Source organism: Limnohabitans sp. (genome assembly GCF_017848645.1).
Classification (GTDB): domain Bacteria; phylum Pseudomonadota; class Gammaproteobacteria; order Burkholderiales; family Burkholderiaceae_C; genus Limnohabitans_A.
In genome coordinates, this window is record NZ_JAFEIF010000051.1 from 17,862 (window position 1) to 37,086 (window position 19,225).

The 19,225-nt window shown below is 62.6% G+C and carries 19 protein-coding genes; 9 read left to right on the forward strand and 10 right to left on the reverse strand.

What is annotated here, in order from left to right:
• Positions 1-13 precede the first annotated feature (13 nt).
• Positions 14-769: an SDR family NAD(P)-dependent oxidoreductase gene (locus QZ190_RS11750; protein WP_291916492.1), complete on the forward strand. Its 756-nt coding sequence runs from the start codon at positions 14-16 to the stop codon at positions 767-769.
• 123 nt (positions 770-892) lie between these two features.
• Positions 893-2,077, forward strand: a complete 1,185-nt coding sequence (bktB, locus tag QZ190_RS11755) for a beta-ketothiolase BktB (protein WP_291916494.1) — start codon at positions 893-895, stop codon at positions 2,075-2,077.
• A gap of 82 nt (positions 2,078-2,159) precedes the next feature.
• On the opposite strand, the gene QZ190_RS11760 is transcribed toward bktB, so the two are convergent.
• From QZ190_RS11760 to QZ190_RS11780, 5 genes are all read right to left on the reverse strand, one after another.
• On the reverse strand, positions 2,160-2,519 hold the full coding sequence (locus tag QZ190_RS11760; RefSeq protein ID WP_291916496.1) for a RidA family protein: 360 nt from the start codon (positions 2,517-2,519) through the stop codon (positions 2,160-2,162).
• Positions 2,516-3,145 carry a glycerol-3-phosphate 1-O-acyltransferase PlsY gene (gene plsY / locus QZ190_RS11765; protein ID WP_291916498.1) on the reverse strand — a complete coding sequence of 210 codons (630 nt, stop codon included), beginning with the start codon at positions 3,143-3,145 and terminating at the stop codon, positions 2,516-2,518. The genes QZ190_RS11760 and plsY overlap by 4 nt, the downstream gene beginning before the upstream one ends.
• A gap of 28 nt (positions 3,146-3,173) precedes the next feature.
• Positions 3,174-3,665 carry an aminoacyl-tRNA deacylase gene (locus QZ190_RS11770; protein WP_291916501.1) on the reverse strand — a complete coding sequence of 164 codons (492 nt, stop codon included), beginning with the start codon at positions 3,663-3,665 and terminating at the stop codon, positions 3,174-3,176.
• A 22-nt stretch (positions 3,666-3,687) separates the two neighbouring features.
• The gene (locus QZ190_RS11775; protein ID WP_291916502.1) at positions 3,688-4,749 is read right to left on the reverse strand and encodes an aldo/keto reductase; all 1,062 of its coding nucleotides are present in this window, start codon (positions 4,747-4,749) and stop codon (positions 3,688-3,690) included.
• A 79-nt stretch (positions 4,750-4,828) separates the two neighbouring features.
• Positions 4,829-6,610 (reverse strand): acyl-CoA synthetase, encoded by a 1,782-nt coding sequence (locus tag QZ190_RS11780; protein ID WP_291916504.1) that lies wholly within the window; start codon positions 6,608-6,610, stop codon positions 4,829-4,831.
• Between the two features lie 25 nt (positions 6,611-6,635).
• On the opposite strand from QZ190_RS11780, the gene QZ190_RS11785 reads away from it, so the two are divergent.
• From QZ190_RS11785 to QZ190_RS11805, 5 genes are all read left to right on the forward strand, one after another.
• Positions 6,636-7,550, forward strand: coding sequence for an alpha/beta hydrolase (locus QZ190_RS11785; RefSeq protein ID WP_291916505.1), 915 nt, complete (start codon positions 6,636-6,638; stop codon positions 7,548-7,550).
• Between the two features lie 44 nt (positions 7,551-7,594).
• Positions 7,595-8,140 (forward strand): hypothetical protein, encoded by a 546-nt coding sequence (locus QZ190_RS11790; protein WP_291916507.1) that lies wholly within the window; start codon positions 7,595-7,597, stop codon positions 8,138-8,140.
• Between the two features lie 82 nt (positions 8,141-8,222).
• Positions 8,223-9,327 (forward strand): peptide chain release factor 2 gene (gene prfB / locus QZ190_RS11795; protein WP_291916509.1). Its coding sequence is split into 2 segments (ribosomal slippage): positions 8,223-8,303 and positions 8,305-9,327, totalling 1,104 coding nucleotides; the frame shifts between segments, so codons are not numbered across the junction.
• Positions 9,328-9,360: 33 nt separating this feature from the next.
• On the forward strand, positions 9,361-12,084 hold the full coding sequence (pepN, locus tag QZ190_RS11800) for an aminopeptidase N (protein WP_291916510.1): 2,724 nt from the start codon (positions 9,361-9,363) through the stop codon (positions 12,082-12,084).
• 18 nt (positions 12,085-12,102) lie between these two features.
• The gene (locus QZ190_RS11805; RefSeq protein ID WP_291916512.1) at positions 12,103-13,113 is read left to right on the forward strand and encodes a class 1 fructose-bisphosphatase; all 1,011 of its coding nucleotides are present in this window, start codon (positions 12,103-12,105) and stop codon (positions 13,111-13,113) included.
• A gap of 164 nt (positions 13,114-13,277) precedes the next feature.
• Here QZ190_RS11805 and QZ190_RS11810 read toward each other — a convergent pair whose 3' ends face one another.
• Positions 13,278-13,526, reverse strand: coding sequence for a hypothetical protein (locus QZ190_RS11810; RefSeq protein ID WP_291916514.1), 249 nt, complete (start codon positions 13,524-13,526; stop codon positions 13,278-13,280).
• A 349-nt stretch (positions 13,527-13,875) separates the two neighbouring features.
• Entirely contained in the window at positions 13,876-14,772 is an 897-nt protein-coding gene (locus QZ190_RS11815; protein WP_291916516.1) for a hypothetical protein, read from the reverse strand.
• A 206-nt stretch (positions 14,773-14,978) separates the two neighbouring features.
• On the opposite strand from QZ190_RS11815, the gene QZ190_RS11820 reads away from it, so the two are divergent.
• Both QZ190_RS11820 and QZ190_RS11825 read left to right on the forward strand, forming a co-directional pair.
• Positions 14,979-15,644 carry a CoA pyrophosphatase gene (locus QZ190_RS11820; protein WP_291916518.1) on the forward strand — a complete coding sequence of 222 codons (666 nt, stop codon included), beginning with the start codon at positions 14,979-14,981 and terminating at the stop codon, positions 15,642-15,644.
• A gap of 7 nt (positions 15,645-15,651) precedes the next feature.
• Positions 15,652-16,617 carry a CobD/CbiB family protein gene (locus tag QZ190_RS11825; RefSeq protein WP_291916520.1) on the forward strand — a complete coding sequence of 322 codons (966 nt, stop codon included), beginning with the start codon at positions 15,652-15,654 and terminating at the stop codon, positions 16,615-16,617.
• A 14-nt stretch (positions 16,618-16,631) separates the two neighbouring features.
• Here the strand turns inward: QZ190_RS11825 and rsgA are convergent, their stop codons facing one another.
• Genes rsgA through QZ190_RS11840 form a run of 3 tightly spaced genes read right to left on the reverse strand, consistent with a single transcriptional unit; the run spans position 16,632 to position 19,210 of the window.
• Positions 16,632-17,636 carry a ribosome small subunit-dependent GTPase A gene (gene rsgA, locus QZ190_RS11830; RefSeq protein ID WP_291916522.1) on the reverse strand — a complete coding sequence of 335 codons (1,005 nt, stop codon included), beginning with the start codon at positions 17,634-17,636 and terminating at the stop codon, positions 16,632-16,634.
• Between the two features lie 6 nt (positions 17,637-17,642).
• Complete coding sequence (locus QZ190_RS11835; RefSeq protein ID WP_291916524.1) at positions 17,643-17,954, reverse strand: 4a-hydroxytetrahydrobiopterin dehydratase; 312 nt, start codon at positions 17,952-17,954, stop codon at positions 17,643-17,645.
• Entirely contained in the window at positions 17,951-19,210 is a 1,260-nt protein-coding gene (locus QZ190_RS11840) for a M48 family metallopeptidase (RefSeq protein WP_291916526.1), read from the reverse strand. Before QZ190_RS11840 ends, QZ190_RS11835 begins: the two co-directional genes overlap by 4 nt.
• Between the last annotated feature and the right edge of the window lie 15 nt (positions 19,211-19,225).

The window sequence follows — 19,225 nt, forward strand, 5'->3', positions numbered from 1 at the left end:
TAACATCGCGTTCATGACCTCACACCTGTACATCCTCACTGGCGCTTCACGCGGCATGGGCTTGGCCATGGCCGAGCAACTGCTGCAAAAGGGCAACGCCCTGCTGTGCATCTCGCGCCACGCCAACCCCGACCTGGCCCTGGCCGCCCAAAAAGCCAACGTGCCGCTCACGCAATGGACCCACGACCTGGCCGATGGCCAAGGCGCCAGCGAGCGCCTGCGCGCGTGGCTGCAAAGCCAGAACCCGGCGGATTTTGCCAGCGCCAGCCTGATCAACAACGCGGGCGTCATCCCGCCCATCGCGCCGCTGCGCCAGTCCCAGCCCGCCGATCTGGCCCTGGCCCTGCGTGTGGGCCTGGAAGCGCCCATGGCGCTGAGTGCGGCGTTTTTGGGAGCCACAGACCACTGGCCCTTGCCGCGCAAAGTGCTCAACATTTCTTCGGGCCTGGGGCGCTACCCCATGGCCTCCCAAGCAGGCTACTGCGCCGCCAAAGCTGGCATGGACCACTTCACCCGCTGCCTGGCGCTGGACGAAGCCCTGCACCCCAACGGCGCACGCGTCTGCTCGCTCGCGCCCGGCGTGATCGACACCGACATGCAGGTGCAGCTGCGCGGTGCGGCGGGCGAGGCTTTCCCGGACCAGTCGAAGTTTTTGCAACTCAAAGCCCAAGGCCAGCTCAGCTCGCCAGCACAGGCGGCCGAGCAGGTGCTGCGCTTTTTGGCCCGGCCCGACTTCGGCCGCGAACCCGTGGCCGACGTGCGGGGCTGAAAGCCACGGGCGCGTCCCAACCCGCCCAGCCAACTTGTCAGGCCGCTGTAGCCATGGTGCCTGACACTGATTGGTGTTGTACCCCTTGCCCATTTGTCAATTTTTTAAATCTGGAGACCTCCCATGAGCCGTGAAGTTGTTGTTGTCAGCGGTGTGCGCACCGCCATTGGTACCTTTGGTGGCAGCCTCAAAGACATCCCGCCCACCGAGCTGGCCGCGCAAGTCGTGCGCGAAGCCCTGTCCCGCGCGGGCACCGACGGCCAAGACGTCGGCCATGTGGTGTTTGGCCATGTGGTCAACACCGAACCCAAAGACATGTATTTGTCCCGTGTGGCGGCCATCAACGGCGGCTGCGGCGAAACCACCCCCGCTTACAACGTGAACCGCCTGTGCGGCTCAGGCCTGCAGGCCATCGTGAACGCCAGCCAGTCCATCTTGCTGGGCGACTGCGACATCGCCATTGGCGGTGGTGCAGAAAACATGAGCCGCGCGCCTTACGCCAGCCTGGCCACCCGCTTTGGCGCACGCATGGGCGACACCAAAATGATCGACATGATGATCGGTGCCCTGCACGACCCCTTCCACAACATCCACATGGGCGTGACCGCCGAAAACGTGGCCGCCAAATACGGCATCACCCGCGAGATGCAGGACGCCCTGGCGCTGGAAAGCCACAACCGCGCCGAGCGCGCCACCGCCGCCGGTTACTTCAAAGACCAGATCATGCCGGTCATGCTCAAGAGCAAAAAAGGCGACGTGGCCTACGCCACCGACGAGCATTTCCGCCCCGGCTGCAAGCTCGAAGACATGGCCAAGCTCAAGCCCGTGTTCGTGAAGGAAAACGGCACCGTGACCGCGGGCAACGCCTCGGGCATCAACGACGCCGCTGCCGCCGTGGTGCTGATGGAAGCCGGCGCCGCCAAGGCCCGTGGTGCCAAGCCCATGGCCCGCTTGGTCGGTTATGCCCACACAGGCCTGGACCCTAAGATCATGGGCGTGGGCCCCATCAGCGCCACACAAGCCGTGCTCAAGAAAACCGGCCTGAGTGTGAACGACCTGGACGTGATCGAGGCCAACGAAGCCTTTGCCGCCCAAGCCTGCGCCGTGACGCGCGAGCTGGGCCTGGACCCGGCTAAGGTCAACCCCAACGGCTCGGGCATCTCGCTGGGCCACCCCATTGGCGCGACGGGCGCGCTGATCACGGTCAAAGCCCTGTACGAGCTGCAGCGTGTGAACGGCCGCTACGCGCTGGTGACCATGTGCATCGGCGGCGGCCAGGGCATCGCGGCGATTTTTGAGCGCATGTGATGCGGGGCTGACCCGAACGAAAAATGGGCATCACAAGATGCCCATTTTTTTCGTCCCTACCCGCCTCCTGTGTCAGGGCCAGTCAGGGTTTGACTGCCGCCGTGACCACCACCTCGATCAAATAGACGGGATTGGCCAGCGCCGCCTGCACAGTGGCCCGAGGTGGCGCGCTGCCTGCCACCACCCAGGCGTCCCACACCTCGTTCATGGCGGTGATGTCGGCAATGTCTTTGAGGTAAATCTGGGTGCGCAGGATGCGGGTTTTGTCGCTGCCCGCCTCGGCCAGGCGCAGCTCGATCTGCTGCAACACATCGGCCGTTTGGCTGCGGATGTCGGTGGCCTCGCACTCGGGGACCATGCCCGCCAGGTAGACCACGCCATTGAAAACCGCCGCTTCACTCAAACGTGCGGCCACATGCAGCCGCTGGATGTCTGTGCTCATGGTTTTTTCCCTCCAAATTTTGACTCGGTGCCGTCCAAGAGACGGTGGATGTTTTCACGGTGACGCCAAACCAACAGCAAGGCCATGGCCGACAGGCTCAAGACCTCGGGCGCCGTGGCCTGCCAAGCCACACCGTTGCCAAACAGGTAAAAGACCGGCGCGAACACGGCCGCCACCATGGAGGCCAAGGACACGTAGCGGCTGAAATACAAGACGATGGCAAAGCTCAACACCGTGGCCAGCGCCAGCGTGCCGTGCACGCCAATGACCACACCCACCGCCGTGGCCACACCTTTGCCCCCCACAAAACCGAAAAACACCGGGTACAGGTGGCCGAGAAAGGCCGCCAGACCGGCCAGGGCGGCGATGTCCGGACCCAGACCGTATTGAGGCCCCCAAGACAGCACCATGGCCACCGGCAACCAGCCTTTGAAGGCGTCCAAGACCAAGGTCAGGATCGCCGCCTTTTTGCTGCCCGAGCGCAGCACATTGGTGGCCCCCGGGTTTTTGCTGCCGTAGCTGCGCGGGTCGTTCAGGCCCATCAAACGGCTCACGATCACTGCAAAACTGAGCGAACCCAACACATAACTGGCCAGCACCACGGCCACCGGAATCAACACATCCATCGAAAGCTCCCTTGTTCTTGTACGGGCGTCATTCTGCCAGCGCGCAGTTCACCGGCTGGGCGTGCAGCAGTTGCACACACACCTGCGGGTCGATGCCGACCAGATAACCGCGCCTGCCGCCGTTGATGCAGATGCGCGGCAAAGCCAGGATGGTTTCCTCGATGAAGACCGGCATCACACGGCGCGTGGCAAAGGGCGAGGTGCCCCCCACCAGGTAACCGCTGTGCCGGTTGGCCACCTCGGGGGCGCAGGGCTCGACCGACTTCAAGCCGATCTGCCGCGCCAGGTTTTTGGTCGACACCTTGCGGTTGCCGTGCATCAGCACCACCAGCGGCTTGGCGTCCTGGTCCTGCATGATCAAGGTTTTGACCACCGCAAACGGGTCCATGCCCAGCACCTGCGCGCTGTGCTGAGCGCCGCCATGCTCCAGGTACTCGTAGGGGTGCTCGGTGAAACTCACCCCCTGCTGGCGCAAGAGCGCCGTGGCCGGGGTTTCACTGACTTTGTCTTTCTTGGCCATGGCCCGATATCACCAAGCCAAATCACAGCGCCGGGTCGCGGATGTCCCAGCGGATGGCGTCAATGGCCTTGAGCACCTCGGGCGAGAGCTGGGTGTCCCAGGCGGTCAGGTCTTCGTTGAGCTGCGCCACCGAGGTCACACCGATGATGGTGCTGGCCACGCTCCAGCGGTGGTAGCAAAACGCCAGCGCCATCTGGGTGGGCGTCATGCCGTTGTCGCGTGCCAACTGGTTGTAGCGGCGGGCAGCGGCCAAGGCCTCAGGGCGGGCCCAACGCTGTTTGCGCATGGAATCGTAGCGGGCAATGCGACCACCGTCGGGCACCAGTGGGCCAGTGAAATCGGCGTTGTCGTACTTGCCCGTGAGCAAACCAAAGGCCAAAGGCGAATAAGCGAGCAAGGACACGTTCAGGCGGTGGCAGGTTTCATCCAACGCGTTGTCATAGGTGCGGTTCACCAGGCAATAAGGGTTTTGGATCGTGGCCACACGCGGCAGGCCATGCTGCTCGGCCAGACGCACAAACTCGTGCACACCATAAGGCGTTTCGTTGGACAGGCCGATGTAACGCACTTTGCCTGCTTTCACCAATTTGGCCAGGGCTTCGAGCTGCTCGTGGATCGGGGTGACCGACTTGTCTTTGGCGGGGTCAAAGTAGCTCATGCCAAACACCGGCACATGGCGCTCGGGCCAGTGGATCTGGTACAGGTCGATCACATCGGTTTGCAGGCGGCGCAGGCTGCCGTCGCAGGCGTTCAAGATGTCTTGGCCGGTCATGCCCGAGCCTTCACGGATCCAGGGCATGCCCCGCGAAGGACCCGCCACTTTGGTGGCCAGCACCAGCTTTTCGCGGGCACCGGGGTTCTTGGCGAACCAGTTGCCAATGTAGGTCTCCGTCAGGCCGCAAGTGTCCGCCGTGGCGGGCACAGCGTACATCTCGGCCGTGTCGAGGAAGTTGATGCCGGACGCCAGGGAGCGGTCCAAAATCGCGTGCGAATCGGCTTCGTTGACCTGTTGGCCGAAGGTCATGGTGCCCAGGCAAATCGGGGTCACTTGCAGGTCGGATTGACCGAGTTGAACGAGTTTCATGGTGTGTCCTGTGTTGAATTCAAGCCAGCGGGTGTGCCCCGGGTGGGGAAACAAGGCCATCGATTGATTTTGTCACGCGTCAACGCGCTTGGGCATGCAGCGCTGTCGCGCGTGCTTCTTCCTGTAGCCGCAGCACCCGCCTCTGCACCTTGCCCGTGGTGGTCATGGGCAGCTGGTCGATGAACTCGATCTCTTTGGGGTATTCGTAGGGGGCCAGCAGACCCTTCACATGGGCCTGCAGTTCGCGGCGTGCCTCGTCGTCAAAGCTGGCCTGGCCAGGCCCGGTGGGCCTGCGGGCCTGCCAGTCGGGCGACAGCACCACATAGGCCTTGACCACAGCGCCCCGGTCTGCGTCGGGCTTGGGCACCACGGCGGCGTTCTGCACCGCCGGGTGCTTGACCAGGCAGTTCTCGATCTCGCCCGGCCCGATGCGGTAACCGGCGGCTTTGAACATGTCGTCGGTGCGGCCTTGGTACCAAAGGTAGCCGTCCTCGTCCGCCACCGCCATGTCGCCCGTGCGGCACCAGTCGCCCGTGTATTTGGCCTTCGTGGCCTTGTCGTTGTTCCAGTAGCCCAAAAAGAACACCGGATCGGGCTGGCCGTGCACATCGAATCGGTTCACCGCCACTTCGCCGGGTGTACCGGCCGGGCACAGCTGGCCGGCCTCGTCGATGACCGCGACCTGATGGCCGGGGTAGCCCTTGCCCATGCTGCCGGGCTTGGCGGGCCACAGGCGGGTGCAGTTGCCCACCACGTAGTTGATCTCGGTCTGGCCGAACATCTCGTTCACCGTCACGCCCATCTGCTGCTGGACATACGCAAACACCGCGTCACCCACCGCCTCGCCCGCGCTCATCATGGCTTGCAGCTTGAGCTTGTAACGGGCCTTCACATCGGGCACGGCCTTCATCATGGCTTTGAGCGCGGTGGGGAACAAAAAGGTATGCGTCACGCCGTGGCTTTGCAAAATCTCAAACGCCGCTTCGGGTGAAAAGCGCCCATTGAAGGCCACGATGGGCCGTCCAAAGTACAGGCTGGGCAGCAACGCGTCCATCAGCCCACCTGTCCAGGCCCAGTCGGCGGGCGACCAGAACACGGCTTTGGACGGGCGGCTGGCGTCAAACGGGTCAAAACCAAACCAGTTCTGGCTGCACACAAAGCCCGTCAGGTTGCCGATCAGTGCCCGGTGCGGGATGAGCGCGCCCTTGGGGTTGCCGGTGGTGCCGCTGGTGTAGATCAACACCGCCGGGTCTTCGGCCAGGGTGCTCACGGCTTTGAAGGATGCGACCTGGCTGGCCATGGCTTGCGCGTAATCCAGGTCGGCCGATGCCCCTGCGGGCCCCACCCCAATCAGAGTTTGCAAACCGGGGCAGTCGGGCCGGGCCTGTTGCAGGGCCTGCACGGTGGATTCGTCGCACACCGCCACACGGGCCTGGCTGTCGTTGATGCGAAAGGACAGCGCCTCCGGCCCAAACAGCATGGACAGCGGCATGGCCACCGCCCCCATTTGCAGCACCGCCATGTAGGCCACGGCGGTTTCAAAACGCTGGGGCAGCACAATCGCCACACGGTCGCCGCGCTGCACGCCCTGCGCCTGCAGCACCCGGCTCAAGCGGTTGGCCGCAGTTTGCAGTTGGCCAAAGGTCCAGCTCTGGCCTAGGCCCTGAGCCGCCACATGCTCCCGAATGGCGACGCGCCGGGCCGTGGCGGGCTGCGCAGCCCACTGGCCGCAGCAAGCCTGCGCCATGTTGAAGCGCTTGGGCACCTTCCAGCCAAAGCCGTGGTGGATGGCGGGGTAGCGGTCTGCCGTGCCTTGGGTAGGTTGGGGGGTTCGGCGGTCCTGGTTGCGACTGACGCTCATCGTGTGTCTCCTTATGATCGAAAGTATGTACCAAGTTCAACGCGAATCACAAAGCCACTGGGTGCCGCTGCGCGGCTGCCGTTACCACGTCCGCCAATGGGGCCAGGCCCAGCCAGGCGTCACCCCCCTTGTTTTGGCCCACGGCTGGATGGACGTGGCCGCCTCGTACCAGTTCATGGTGGATGCCTTCAGCGAGGCGTTTGTCAGCCAACGCCCCATCATCGCCATGGACTGGCGCGGCTACGGCCTGACCGAGACCCCACCTACCGACAGCTATTGGTTCCCCGATTACCTGGCCGATCTGGACGCGCTGCTCGACGCGCTCTACCCCGGCCAAGCCATTGACCTGGTCGGCCACAGCATGGGCGGCAACGTGGTCATGATGTATGCAGGCAGCCGCCCCGAGCGCATCCGCCGCCTGGTCAACCTCGAAGGCTTTGGCATGGCCGCCACGCAGCCTGCCCAAGCGCCCACCCGCATGGCCCAGTGGCTCGACGAGCTCAAAGCGCAACGCGCGGGCGACAACACGCTCAAGCCCTACCCCGACGCCGCAGGCGTGGCGGCCCGCCTGATGAAGACCAACACCCGCCTGGGCCAGGACAAAGCCGACTGGCTGGCCCAGCACTGGGCACAAGCGGGCACAGATGGGCAGTGGCGCATCCTGGGCGACTCGGCACACAAGGTCATCAACCCGTATCTGTTCCACGTCGAAGAAGCGCTGGCCATGTACCGCCGCATCAGTGCTCCGGTGCTGGTGGTGGAAGCTTCGGACGACTCGCTCAGCCAGTGGTGGAAAGGCAAATACACATTGGCAGAGTTTCACGAGCGCCTGAAGTCCGTGCCCACCCTTGAAAAGGCCACGATTCAGGACGCCGGACACATGCTGCAGCACGACCAGCCGCAAGCGCTGGCTGCCCTGCTGGAAAACTTCCTGCGCTGAGTCGGGCTCTACAATCTGCGGTCTTTTGGATCAACACCTTCCCCATGCAGCTTTTTGTTCGCCACCTCCACCGAGGGCCTGCGCTGGCCCTGGCCTTGTTTCTGGGCTTGGCCTGTGCGCCCGCCTTGGCGCAAAAGCCCACAAGCTACTGTCCCTCATTTTTGGCCGTCGAAGGCGCACCCGAGCCGACACACCGGGGTGAAATCAGCTTCTCCCCCTACACCTACCACTGGAGCCGCAGCCCGGAGCACAAACATGTGGTGCTCGTGTCCGTGGACGAGCAGCTGCCGGGTAACCGCTTGTGCGGCGTGAGCCTGTTCAGCAACTCCTTCGGGCAGCCTTCGGTTTACGTGTATGCCGGCCAGCAGTTCAACGGCGTGCTGGGCGTCCCCCAGCTGTTCGTCAAGCTCACGGCTGGCATTTTGTACGGCTACGTTCAGCCTTATGAGGACAAAGTCCCCTTGAACTACAACGGTTTTTCGCCCGCCATCATCCCCGTCATCGGCTACCAGCTCACCCCTCACGACTCGGTGCAACTCAAAGTCCTGGGCAATGCCGGGCTGATGTTCTCGTACGGACGCCGCTTTTAAGTACCCGCTACCGGGGTCCCTCGGGCTCCAGCACAGACAAGTCATGAGAAAATGTCCGGTTTACCGAACCGGAGCATTTCCCATGGACGCAGAACGCATCAACCAGATTGGCACCACCCTCACCGACCTGAGCGCCCGGACCCAAGAGTTACGGGGGTATCTTTGACTACGATGCCAAATCTGAACGGCTGAGAACCGTCAACGCATCGCTCGAAGATCCCACGGTCTGGAACGACCCCAAAAAAGCCCAGGAACTGGGCAAAGAGAAAAAAGCCCTGGACGGCGTGGTGGTCACCATCACCAACCTGACCAGCGAGTTGGCCGACAACCTCGAGCTCTTCGAGATGAGCAAGGAAGAAGGCGACGACGAGGGCTTGCTGACCATCGAGGCAGAAACCGCCAAGCTGACCCAACTCGTCGAAGACCTGGAGTTTCGCCGGATGTTCCGCCACGAGGCCGATCCGCTCAACTGCTTTGTCGACATCCAGGCAGGCGCAGGCGGCACCGAGGCCTGTGACTGGGCCAGCATGCTGCTGCGCCAGTACATCAAGTACGCGGAACGCAAAGGCTTCAAGGCCACGGTGGAGGACGAAACCCCGGGCGACACCGCGGGCATCAAGGGCGCGACCATCAAGATCGAGGGCGAGTACGCTTTTGGCTTGCTGCGCACCGAAACCGGCGTGCACCGTTTGGTACGCAAGAGCCCTTTCGATTCTTCAGGCGGCCGCCACACCTCGTTCGCTTCGTTGTTTGTGTACCCCGAAATCGACGACTCGATCGAGATCAACATCAACCCGTCGGACGTGCGCACCGACACCTTCCGTGCCAGCGGCGCGGGCGGCCAGCACATCAACAAAACCGACTCGGCCGTGCGCCTGACGCACATCCCCACCGGCATCGTGGTGCAGTGCCAGGACGGCCGCAGCCAACACAGCAACCGTGACGTGGCTTGGCAACGCCTGCGCTCGCGCCTGTATGACTTCGAGATGCGCAAACGCATGGAAGAGCAGCAAAAGCTGGAAGACACCAAGACCGATGTGGGCTGGGGTCACCAGATCCGCAGCTATGTGCTGGACAACAGCCGCATCAAGGATTTGCGCACCAACGTCGAAATTTCGGCCACCCAAAAAGTGCTCGATGGCGACCTCGATGCGTTCATCGAAGCCTCACTGAAACAAGGCCTCTGAGCTGCTCAGACCTCAACCAAAACGGAGTTAGTGATGCGTGAAGGACAACCCACCGCGATTCACCGGGCCGCTTATGCCGCCCCGGCTTTCTGGATCGACACGGTCGATCTGACCTTTGACCTGGACCCAGCCAAAACCCGCGTGCTGAACAAAATGCGACTGCGCCGCAATCCGGATGTAGCGGCACAAGCACTGCGTCTGGACGGCGAAGACCTGAATTTGGCCCGCGTGTTGGTCAATGGCGGTGGCACCTCGTTCAAGATGGACGGTGGCCAGTTGGTGCTGGAGAATCTGCCCGAAGGCACAGACGCCTTCGATCTGGAAATCTTCACCACCTGCAACCCCGAGAAGAACACCCAGCTGATGGGCTTGTACGTCAGCCAAGGCACGTTTTTTACGCAATGCGAGGCCGAGGGTTTTCGCCGCATCACCTACTTCCTGGACCGCCCCGATGTGATGGCCAGCTACACCGTCACGCTGCGCGCCGACAAGGCCAAGTACCCGGTGCTGCTGAGCAACGGCAACCTGGTCGAGCAAGGCACGCTGGAAGACGGCCCCAACGGCCCAAGACATTTCGCCAAGTGGGTCGATCCGCATAAAAAGCCCTGCTACCTGTTTGCCCTGGTCGCCGGTCAGCTGGTCGCGCGTGAGCAGCGCATCACCAGCCGCAGCGGCACCGACCATTTGCTGCAGGTGTTCGTGCGCCCAGGTGACCTGGACAAAACCGAGCACGCGATGAATTCGCTGATGGCCAGCGTGGCCTGGGACGAAGCACGCTTTGGCCTTCCGCTCGATCTGGAACGCTTCATGATCGTCGCCACCAGCGACTTCAACATGGGCGCGATGGAAAACAAGGGCCTGAACATCTTCAACACCAAGTACGTGCTGGCCAACCCGAACACCGCCACCGACATGGATTTCGGCGGCATCGAAAGCGTGGTCGGTCACGAGTACTTCCACAACTGGACTGGCAACCGCATCACCTGCCGCGACTGGTTCCAGCTCTCGCTCAAAGAAGGCCTCACGGTCTTCCGCGACCAGGAGTTCAGCCAGGACATGGCGGGCGAGACCAGTGCCCGCGCCGTCAAGCGCATCGAAGACGTACGCGTGCTGCGCACGGTGCAGTTTGCCGAAGACGCCGGCCCCATGGCCCACCCGGTGCGCCCCGACAGCTACGTCGAGATCAACAACTTCTACACCGTCACCATCTATGAAAAAGGCTCCGAAGTTGTTCGCATGATGCAGACCCTGGTGGCCACGCCCGCTGACTTGCTGGGTCGCGATGGTTTCGCCCGGGGCATGAAGCTTTACTTTGAGCGGCATGACGGCCAGGCCGTGACCTGCGACGACTTTGCGCAAGCGATTGCCGATGCCAACCCTGGCTCGGCATTGGCCCAGAACCTGAGCGCTTTCAAACACTGGTACAGCCAGGCGGGCACGCCACGCCTGCAGGCCAGCAGTGCCTTCAACGCTGCCGAACGCAGCTACACCCTGACCCTCAGCCAAAGCTGCCCCGCGACACCGGACCAGACCGACAAAAAGCCTTTTGTGATCCCGGTCGCTTTAGGCTTGGTCAGCCGCGACGGCACTGCCCTGCCCTTGCAATTGGCAGGTTCCAGCGACACGGTAATGCAGCAAACCCTGGTACTGACCGAAGACAGCGCCAGCTATACCTTTGTCAACATCGACAGCGAACCCGTGCCCTCACTGCTGCGCGGCTTCAGTGCCCCCGTGGTGCTGGAAGATGGTTTGTCGGCCGACGACTTGCTGATTTTGTTGGCCCACGACAGCGACCCCTTCAACCAATGGGAAGCCGGCCAGCGCCTGATGCTGCAAAGCGCCTTGCAGGCCATCCAGCAAAACAAGGACCTGACGGGCCAGCCCGTGCTGTCCGAGGCCCTGGTGGCCGCTTTGCGCAATGTGCTTCGCCACCCCACGCTGGACGCAGCCTTCAAAGACTTGGCCCTCACACTGCCGTCTGAAAACTACATCGCCGACCAGCTGGATGTGGTGGACCCACAGCGCGTGCACGCCCTGCGCGAAACCATGCGCCTGCAACTGGCCACCGCCCTGCAAGCCGACTGGCAATGGGCCTGGGACGCGCACAAACTCAATGGTGCCTACACGCCCGACGCCAGATCGAGCGGCCGCCGGGCTCTGGCCGGTCTGGCCATGACCATGCTGTGCGTGGCTGCCGTGCACAGCGGTGAGGCGGTCACGCCAGGCCGCGTGGTCCAGCAGTTCAAAAACGCGGGCAACATGACCGACCGCTTCAACGCCTTGTCGGCCCTGGTGGTGAGCGGCCACGCGCTGGCGCAAGACGCCTTGGCCTTGTTCCACAAAATGTTCCAGCACGAAGCTTTGGTCATCGACAAATGGTTTGCCCTGCAAGCCGGTGCACCCGACCGTGCAGGCGACGTGTTGCCGCGTGTGCGCCAACTCATGCAACACGCCGACTTCAGCCTGCGCAACCCCAACCGCGCCCGCAGCCTGATCTTCAGCTACTGCAGCGCCAACCCGGCAGGTTTTCACCGCGCCGACGCGGCCGGTTATGTGTACTGGAGCGAGCAGGTGCTGGCGCTGGACGCCATCAACCCGCAAGTGGCCGCACGCTTGGCCCGTGCCATGGACCGCTGGAGCCGCCTGGCCGAGCCCTACCGCAGCGCAGCCAAAGTCGCCATTGAGCGCGTGGCCGCCAAAGCAGACCTCAGCAACGATGTGCGCGAAGTCATCAGCCGTGCGCTGAACGCCGCTTGAACCGATCAAGGAAATCCCATGAGCAAAATTTCCCTTTCCCGCTACCTGGTGGAGCAGCAACGCGACAAAGGCCACATTCCGGCTGACTTGCGCTTGTTACTCGAAGTCGTGGCCCGCGCTTGCAAAAGCATCAGCCACGCTGTGAACAAAGGCGCTTTGGGCGGTGTGCTGGGCAGTGCCGACAGCGAGAACGTACAAGGCGAAGTGCAAAAGAAGCTGGACATCATCGCCAACGAAGTGCTGCTTGAAGCCAACGAATGGGGCGGTCACCTGGCGGCCATGGCCTCCGAAGAGATGGACAGCATTTACCTGGTGCCCAACCGCTACCCGCAAGGCGAATACCTGCTCATGTTTGACCCGCTCGACGGCTCGTCCAACATCGACGTCAACGTCAGCATTGGCACCATTTTCAGCGTGCTGAAAAAATCAGAAGACAGCCAGGGCGTGACCGAGCAGGACTTTTTGCAACCGGGCAAACAGCAAGTGGCCGCCGGTTATTGCGTGTACGGCCCGCAAACCACCTTGGTGCTGACGGTGGGCGATGGCGTGGCCATGTTCACCCTCGATCGCGAACAAGGCTCCTTTGTGCTGACACAAGAAAACGTGCAGGTGCCCGCCGACACCAAGGAATTCGCCATCAACATGAGCAACATGCGCCACTGGGACGAGCCCGTGCGCCGCTACATCGACGAGTGCCTGCAGGGCAAGGAAGGCCCGCGCGGCAAGGACTTCAACATGCGCTGGATCGCCTCCATGGTGGCCGATGTGCACCGCATCCTGACGCGTGGCGGCGTGTTCATGTACCCCTGGGACAAGCGCGAGCCCCACAAGGCCGGCAAACTGCGCCTGCTCTACGAGGCCAACCCCATGAGCTGGCTGATCGAGCAAGCGGGCGGCGCGGCCACCAACGGCAAACAACGTATTTTGGACCTGCAGCCCAGCCAGCTGCATGAGCGCGTGAGTGTGGTGCTGGGCTCCAAAAACGAAGTGGAGCGCGTAACCCAATACCACGCCAAAGCCAAAGCCTGATTGCTGCTGCCGGCGGCAGGGTGGTGCCGTTTGGCCCACCAGGCTCGTCAGGCGCGCCAGGCTCGTCAGGCCCGCCAGCTCAGCGAATCCAAGTGCGTCAGCGCTCGACCGCGCCGGACTGTTCGCGCTGGCTCAAGCCCAGAGGCCCAGGCTTCTGGGCTTTTTTACGCGCGCCCTGTGGTGCGAGCACCCGAGCCCACAGACAACATTTCGAGCCGGTTCAAGGCCCCCAGGGCCTGCACGGCTTTGCGCGTGGCACCGGGCACGTTGCTGCCACCTGAGCGCAAATAATGCAGCGCCATCGCCAAGGCATTTTCTGCTTCCTGGTGCATGGCCAAGGTGAAGTGGTCCTGGTGCACGGGGGCGCTGATGTGGCGTGTGTTCAGAGGTGTCAAACGGGCTACGGTGGTCATGGTTTCATGCTCCTGTGGATGGATGCTGGATCGCATGAATGAAATTTATCAGCATTGAAGTCACATTTAATACTTTGATCATCTTTAATTGCAACAAATTGCAAAATCAGCAAGATGCAATTGGGATATCAAGAGCGCCCACGCTGCGCCAACCCACAGCGTGACGGCCAGGAGAATGCCCAAAAAAAGCCACTCCAAGGAGTGGCTGCAGCATGAACCAGGCGGCCAAGAGGGCCCGAGACCAACGGGTGCAGGCCTTGCACAGGCCTGCATGCTCAAAGGCCCGCAAGCTCACAGGCCCGCATGCTCTGAAGCCCGCGTGCTCAAGCCGCCACATCCGTCACTCAGATCAATCGTCCAGATCGGGGGGCAAACCATCGCCCACCGCCAGTGCTGGGGCCGCAGGCTCTGTCACCACCTGGCGCAGGGTTTCGCGCAGCATTTTTTTCTCGGGCAGGCTCAGGGCGCGCGCCAGGCGCTGGCGCATGCGCAGCAAGAGCTGGCGGTCGACTTCTTGTGGAATGCCACGGCTGATCTGCAGCGCGTCGCGCAGGTCTTCGCGCAGATCTTCCGGCTCGTCGGCCCACCAGGCGGTGATGACCTCGTGCATCGACTTGCGCAGCTCTTCCACATCTTCTACGGCCAAGCCCATGCCGGTGGGCAGCTTGCCTTGCAGCATGTCGGCCAGGGCTTGAGAGTTGACCACCACACGGCGGTCGGCCTGGGCCAGCAAACGGGCCCAGCCCGGGTCGGTGCGCACCATTTGCGGCATGTTGCGCGCCGACTCGTCGGCCAACAGGTGCACGCTCAGGCCGCTGAGTTGGGCCTCGTCGATGGTGGCCAAAAAGCGCTCGTCGTCGCTGGCCACCAGCACATGGTCACACGCATGGTGCTCGGCCAGTTGCTTGAGGTCGTGGCCCAGTGAGCGCAGCAGCGAGGCGCCCCCATCGGCATCGTGGGCCTGCACCAGGCGCACGATTTGGTCGTCGATGACCAGACCATCGGAGCGGTCGCTGTACCAATAGATGCGGCGCAGATCCACATCCAGCGCGGCGTGTGACAAGGCCTGGGAGAGCAAGCTGAGCAAGCCCTGGCGGTTGACCGATTCACCCGTGGCACCCATCGCGCCTTGCTGGGCCAACCAGATCAGGAAGCGGCCGTCGATCAAGGCCATGCAGGTGCCGCCACGGTGTTCACCAAAGCGGCGCTCGGGACGTGTGTCGTGAGAAAAATATTCGCGTTTCATGAAATGACCTGTATCCATATGTGTAAAACCAGTAACGTTGCTAAATAGGGCAACACACCCATTTTACGGCCACGCCCTGCGGGCCCGGGCACCCGCCGACTGGGCAGCGCCAGCGCACAAGCCCTTGTCGGTTATAAATACCGCCTGTGTCCAAAAATCCACTCTTTGATCCGCGGCAAGTTCCGGTTTGGCAAATCGACCACGACATGCCTGCTGTGCCGACTGCCTGTTTACAGCCCGACGCCCTGAAAGCCCGGTTTGCGCAGCCGCCTGCGTGGCAGCCGGAGGTGGTGCGCGAGAGCTTCACCTCAGACCGCCCCCCTGCGCAGGCGGCGGTGCTGGTGCCCATTGTGATGCGCGGGCCACAAGCCTCATTGCCCACAGTGCTGCTGACGCGCCGCGCCGCGCACATGAAGACCCATTCGGGTCAAATCGCCTTCCCCGGCGGCAAGGTGGACCCCGAGGACGCCAACATGCAGGCCACGGCCTTGCGCGAGGCCGAAGAGGAAGTGGGTTTGTCAGCCCGGCACGTGCAGGTCATTGGCGAGTTGCCGGTCTACATCACAGGCACCTCGTTTTGGGTGACGCCGGTCATTGGCTTGGTCACCCCCGAATTTGAGCTGCGACTGAATGCCGATGAAGTGGCCGATGTGTTTGAGGTGCCCCTGTCGTTTTTGATGAACCCGGCCAACCACCGGCGGCATGCCTTCGAGTGGCAAGGGTCTCAGCGACAATGGTTTTCCATGCCGTATGAGGAGCGCAGAAGGGCCTCCAATGGCGAAGTCCAGGCGGTGGAACATTTCATCTGGGGTGCCACGGCCGGGATGCTGCGCAATTTCTACCGCTTCCTAGCTGCCAACCCGTCAACATGAGAATGCCATGAGTTTTTTTGCCATCTTGCTGGCCCTGGTGCTGGAGCAAGCCCGCCCCCTCAAGACCGACAACCAGGTCTTTGCCGCTGTCGAGCACTGGACCGCCTGGGTGGTGCGCACCTTTGACGCAGGCACCCGCCCTCAGGCCTGGGTGACTTGGGGCATCACCGTCCTGTCCCCCGCCTTGCTGGCCGTGCTCTTGCATTGGCTGCTCGATTGGACGCTGGGCTGGTGGGTGGCGGTGCTGTGGAATGTGGCCTTGCTGTATGTGACGCTGGGTTTTCGGCAATTCAGCCACCACTTCACCGGCATCCGCGAAGCCCTGGAAAACGGCGACGAAGACAAAGCCCGCGAGTTGCTGGCGCAATGGCAGCAGGTGCAGGTGGGGCAAATCCCGCGCAGCGAAATTGTGCGGCATGTGATCGAGTACTCGGTGATCGCCGCGCACCGCCATGTGTTCGGTGTGTTTTTTTGGTACGCCGCCTTGTCCATCATCGGCCTGGGGCCGGTGGGCGCGGTGATTTACCGCCTGACCGAATTGGCGCAACGGCGCTGGCAGGAGCCGTCAGCCGATGGCTCTTTCCCCAGCGAGGTGCTGCGTTCGGTCTCGGCACGGGCCTGGCAGGCCCTGGACTGGCTGCCCTCGCGCATGACGGCCTTGGGCTTTGCCATTGTGGGCAGCTTTGAAGATGCCATGGACGGCTGGCGACACCATGCGCAAAACTTTCCACAAGACAACGATGGCGTGATCCTGGCCGCCACGGCAGGGGCCATCAACATCCGCTTGGGTGGCGCTGCCTTGCAACCCGCTGCAGAGGGATTGCCCACACTGGAGACGCCTGACAGCAGCAGCACACCCGGTCGCGTGGCCAGCGTGGCGCACTTCGCCCAAGTGGTGGGCCTGGTCTGGCGCACCGTCATCATGTGGCTGGTGCTGGTGGCCTTGCTGACCATGGCCAATTTGGTGGGCTGAAGTCGCCCCGCCGCTCACCAGCGCTGCTGGCCCAACTCCTCAAACAGCTGCGCGTAAATGCGGTGCCGCCGCACGCTGATGGTGCCGGGGTGCTGCTCGGTTTCGACCTGCGCCAAGACGGCGCAACCGGGCTCGTGCAAATGCGTGCAGTTGTAGAACTTGCAGCCGCCCAGATGCTTGCGCAAATCAGGCATGCAATCGGCCAGGCGGGTGGGCTCGATGTGGTGCAGGCCAAACTCCTGAAAGCCGGGTGAATCGATCAAGGCGGTGCGTGCAGCGCCAGTTTCTGCGCCCGTTTCAGCGCCCACTTCAGTTGACGCATCGAGCGCGGGCACCCAGTACCAACGCGTACTGGTTGTGGTGTGTTTGCCAGAGTTCAGGGCCAGCGAAATTTCACCGGTTTCCACCTGCGCATCGGGCACCAAACGGTTGATCAGCGTGCTTTTGCCACTGCCCGACGGCCCCAGCACCAAAGTGGTCAGGCCCTGCAAATGCTTGCACAAGGCGGCCACACCATCGTCGGCCACCGGGCTGCGTGGGCTCAGGCTGATGGGCATGACGCTGTAGCCCATGGCGCGGTACGGGGCCAGGCGCTCCCAGGCTTGGGCAAAGGGCTGGGCCAGGTCGCTTTTGTTGAGCGCAATGATGGGCGTGATGCGCTCGGCCTCGGCCGCCACCAAGGCGCGTGAGAGTTGGCTTTCTGAATACTCAGGGTCGGCCGCGATCAGGATCAGCACGCGGTCCAGATTGGCGGCAAAGGATTTGGTGCGGATTTCGTCTTGCCGGTAAAACAGGTTGCGGCGCTCTTGCAGTTTTTCGATGCTGCCCTCGTCGCCCGCGATTTGCCACAGCACCTGGTCGCCCACCACCACCTGGTTTTTCTTACCCCGGGGGTGGCAAATCAGGCGTCGGCCTTCGGGCGTCTCCACCAGGCAGTGTCGGCCATAGGTGGCGACCACCAAGCCCGGCTCCAGATCGTGGGCCTGAGGCAAGGCCGGGCGCGCTTTGGGTTTATTCATGCCGCATCATGCCGGACACAAAGCGTCGGTCTGGGTGGCTGCCTCAAAATCGAGTCGGCTCAAACCGCGCACATCGTGCGTGTTCCAGCGCACCACACAACGTTTGTAGGTCAACACCAGCTCGGGGTGGTGGTTGAGCTTTTCAGACAACCAGCCCACGCTGTTGACGAAGAGCAGCGCGTGGGCGTGCTGCTCGAAAGTGAAGGTTTTTTCAATCGCGACATTTTCACCATCGCCCGTCAGACCCCAGCCGACAAGTTGGCTCAGGGCCATGATCACCTCAGTCGGTTTGAGGGCGCGAACTTCCGGGGTGCTCATGCGGTTTTCATCCTGAGCAACCGCTCACTGGCCGGTGGGTGCGAGTAATAGAACTTCACATACCAAGGGTCGGGTGTGAGTGTGGAGGCGTTGTCTTGGTAAAGCTTGAGCAGGGCCGAAGACAAGTCCTTGCCCGGGGTTTGGGACACCGCATAGGCATCGGCCTCGAACTCTTGCTGGCGCGAGCGCCAGGACGACACGGGCGCAAAGAACAAAGTGAACACGGGGGTGACCAGCATGAACAAAACCAGCGCCAGCGCATCGTTGCTGCCTGACAAGTTGGGCATGACACCCAGTCCCGTGTAAAACCAAACCTGCTGCGCCAACCAGCCCAGCAGCGCCAGACCCGCCAGCGTCATGGCAAAGCTGGTGACCATCATCTTGACGATGTGTTTGTGCTTGAAATGGCCCAGCTCATGGGCCAGCACCGCTTCCATTTCGGCCGGGCTCAGTTGCTTGAGCAAGGTGTCGAAAAACACCACGCGCTTGCTGGCCCCAAAACCTGTGAAAAACGCATTGGAATGCGCCGAACGGCGGCTGCCATCCATCACAAAAAAACCTTTGGCGGTGAAGCCTGCGCGTTGCATCAGGCCCTGCACGCGGGCCTTGAGCGACTCGTCTTCCAAGGGCGTGAATTTGTTGAACAGCGGCATGATCACGTTCGGCGCAATGGCCATCAAGAACAACTGCCAGCCCACCAACACCCCCCAGGCCCAAAGCCACCACCACGCGCCCCCGGCTTGCATGAGCCACAGCACCACCCACAAAAGCGGCAGGCCCAGCACCAAACCCAGCACAAGCCCCTTGGCCGTGTCAGCGAGCCACAAGGCCGGCGTGATTTTGTTGAAACCAAATCGCTGCTCCACGCCAAAGGTTTGCATGAGCGACAAGGGCAATCCAATCAGACCGCCGACCAGCGTGAAGCCCAGCACCAGCGCAATTTGCTGCGACATGCCCGGTCCCATCCAGCCCAGCAGCACCTGGTTGAGCGCATCGAGCCCGCCCAGCAGGGTCCAGCCCAGCAGCACGGCGGCATCCAGAGCGATGTCGATTTGCGACAGTCGCGCTTTGGCCAGGGTGTAATCGGCCGCTTTTTGGTGGTCCGCCAAGTTCATGGTGTCGGCATAGGCTTGCGGAACCGCACCGCGGTGGCGGGCCACATGCCGCACCTGGCGGGCGTTCAGCCAAAACTTCAGCGCCACATGGGCCAGCAAGGCCACCACCAGAGTCAGGGTCAAGGTCAAGGATGCATTCATGCCGCCATTGTAGAA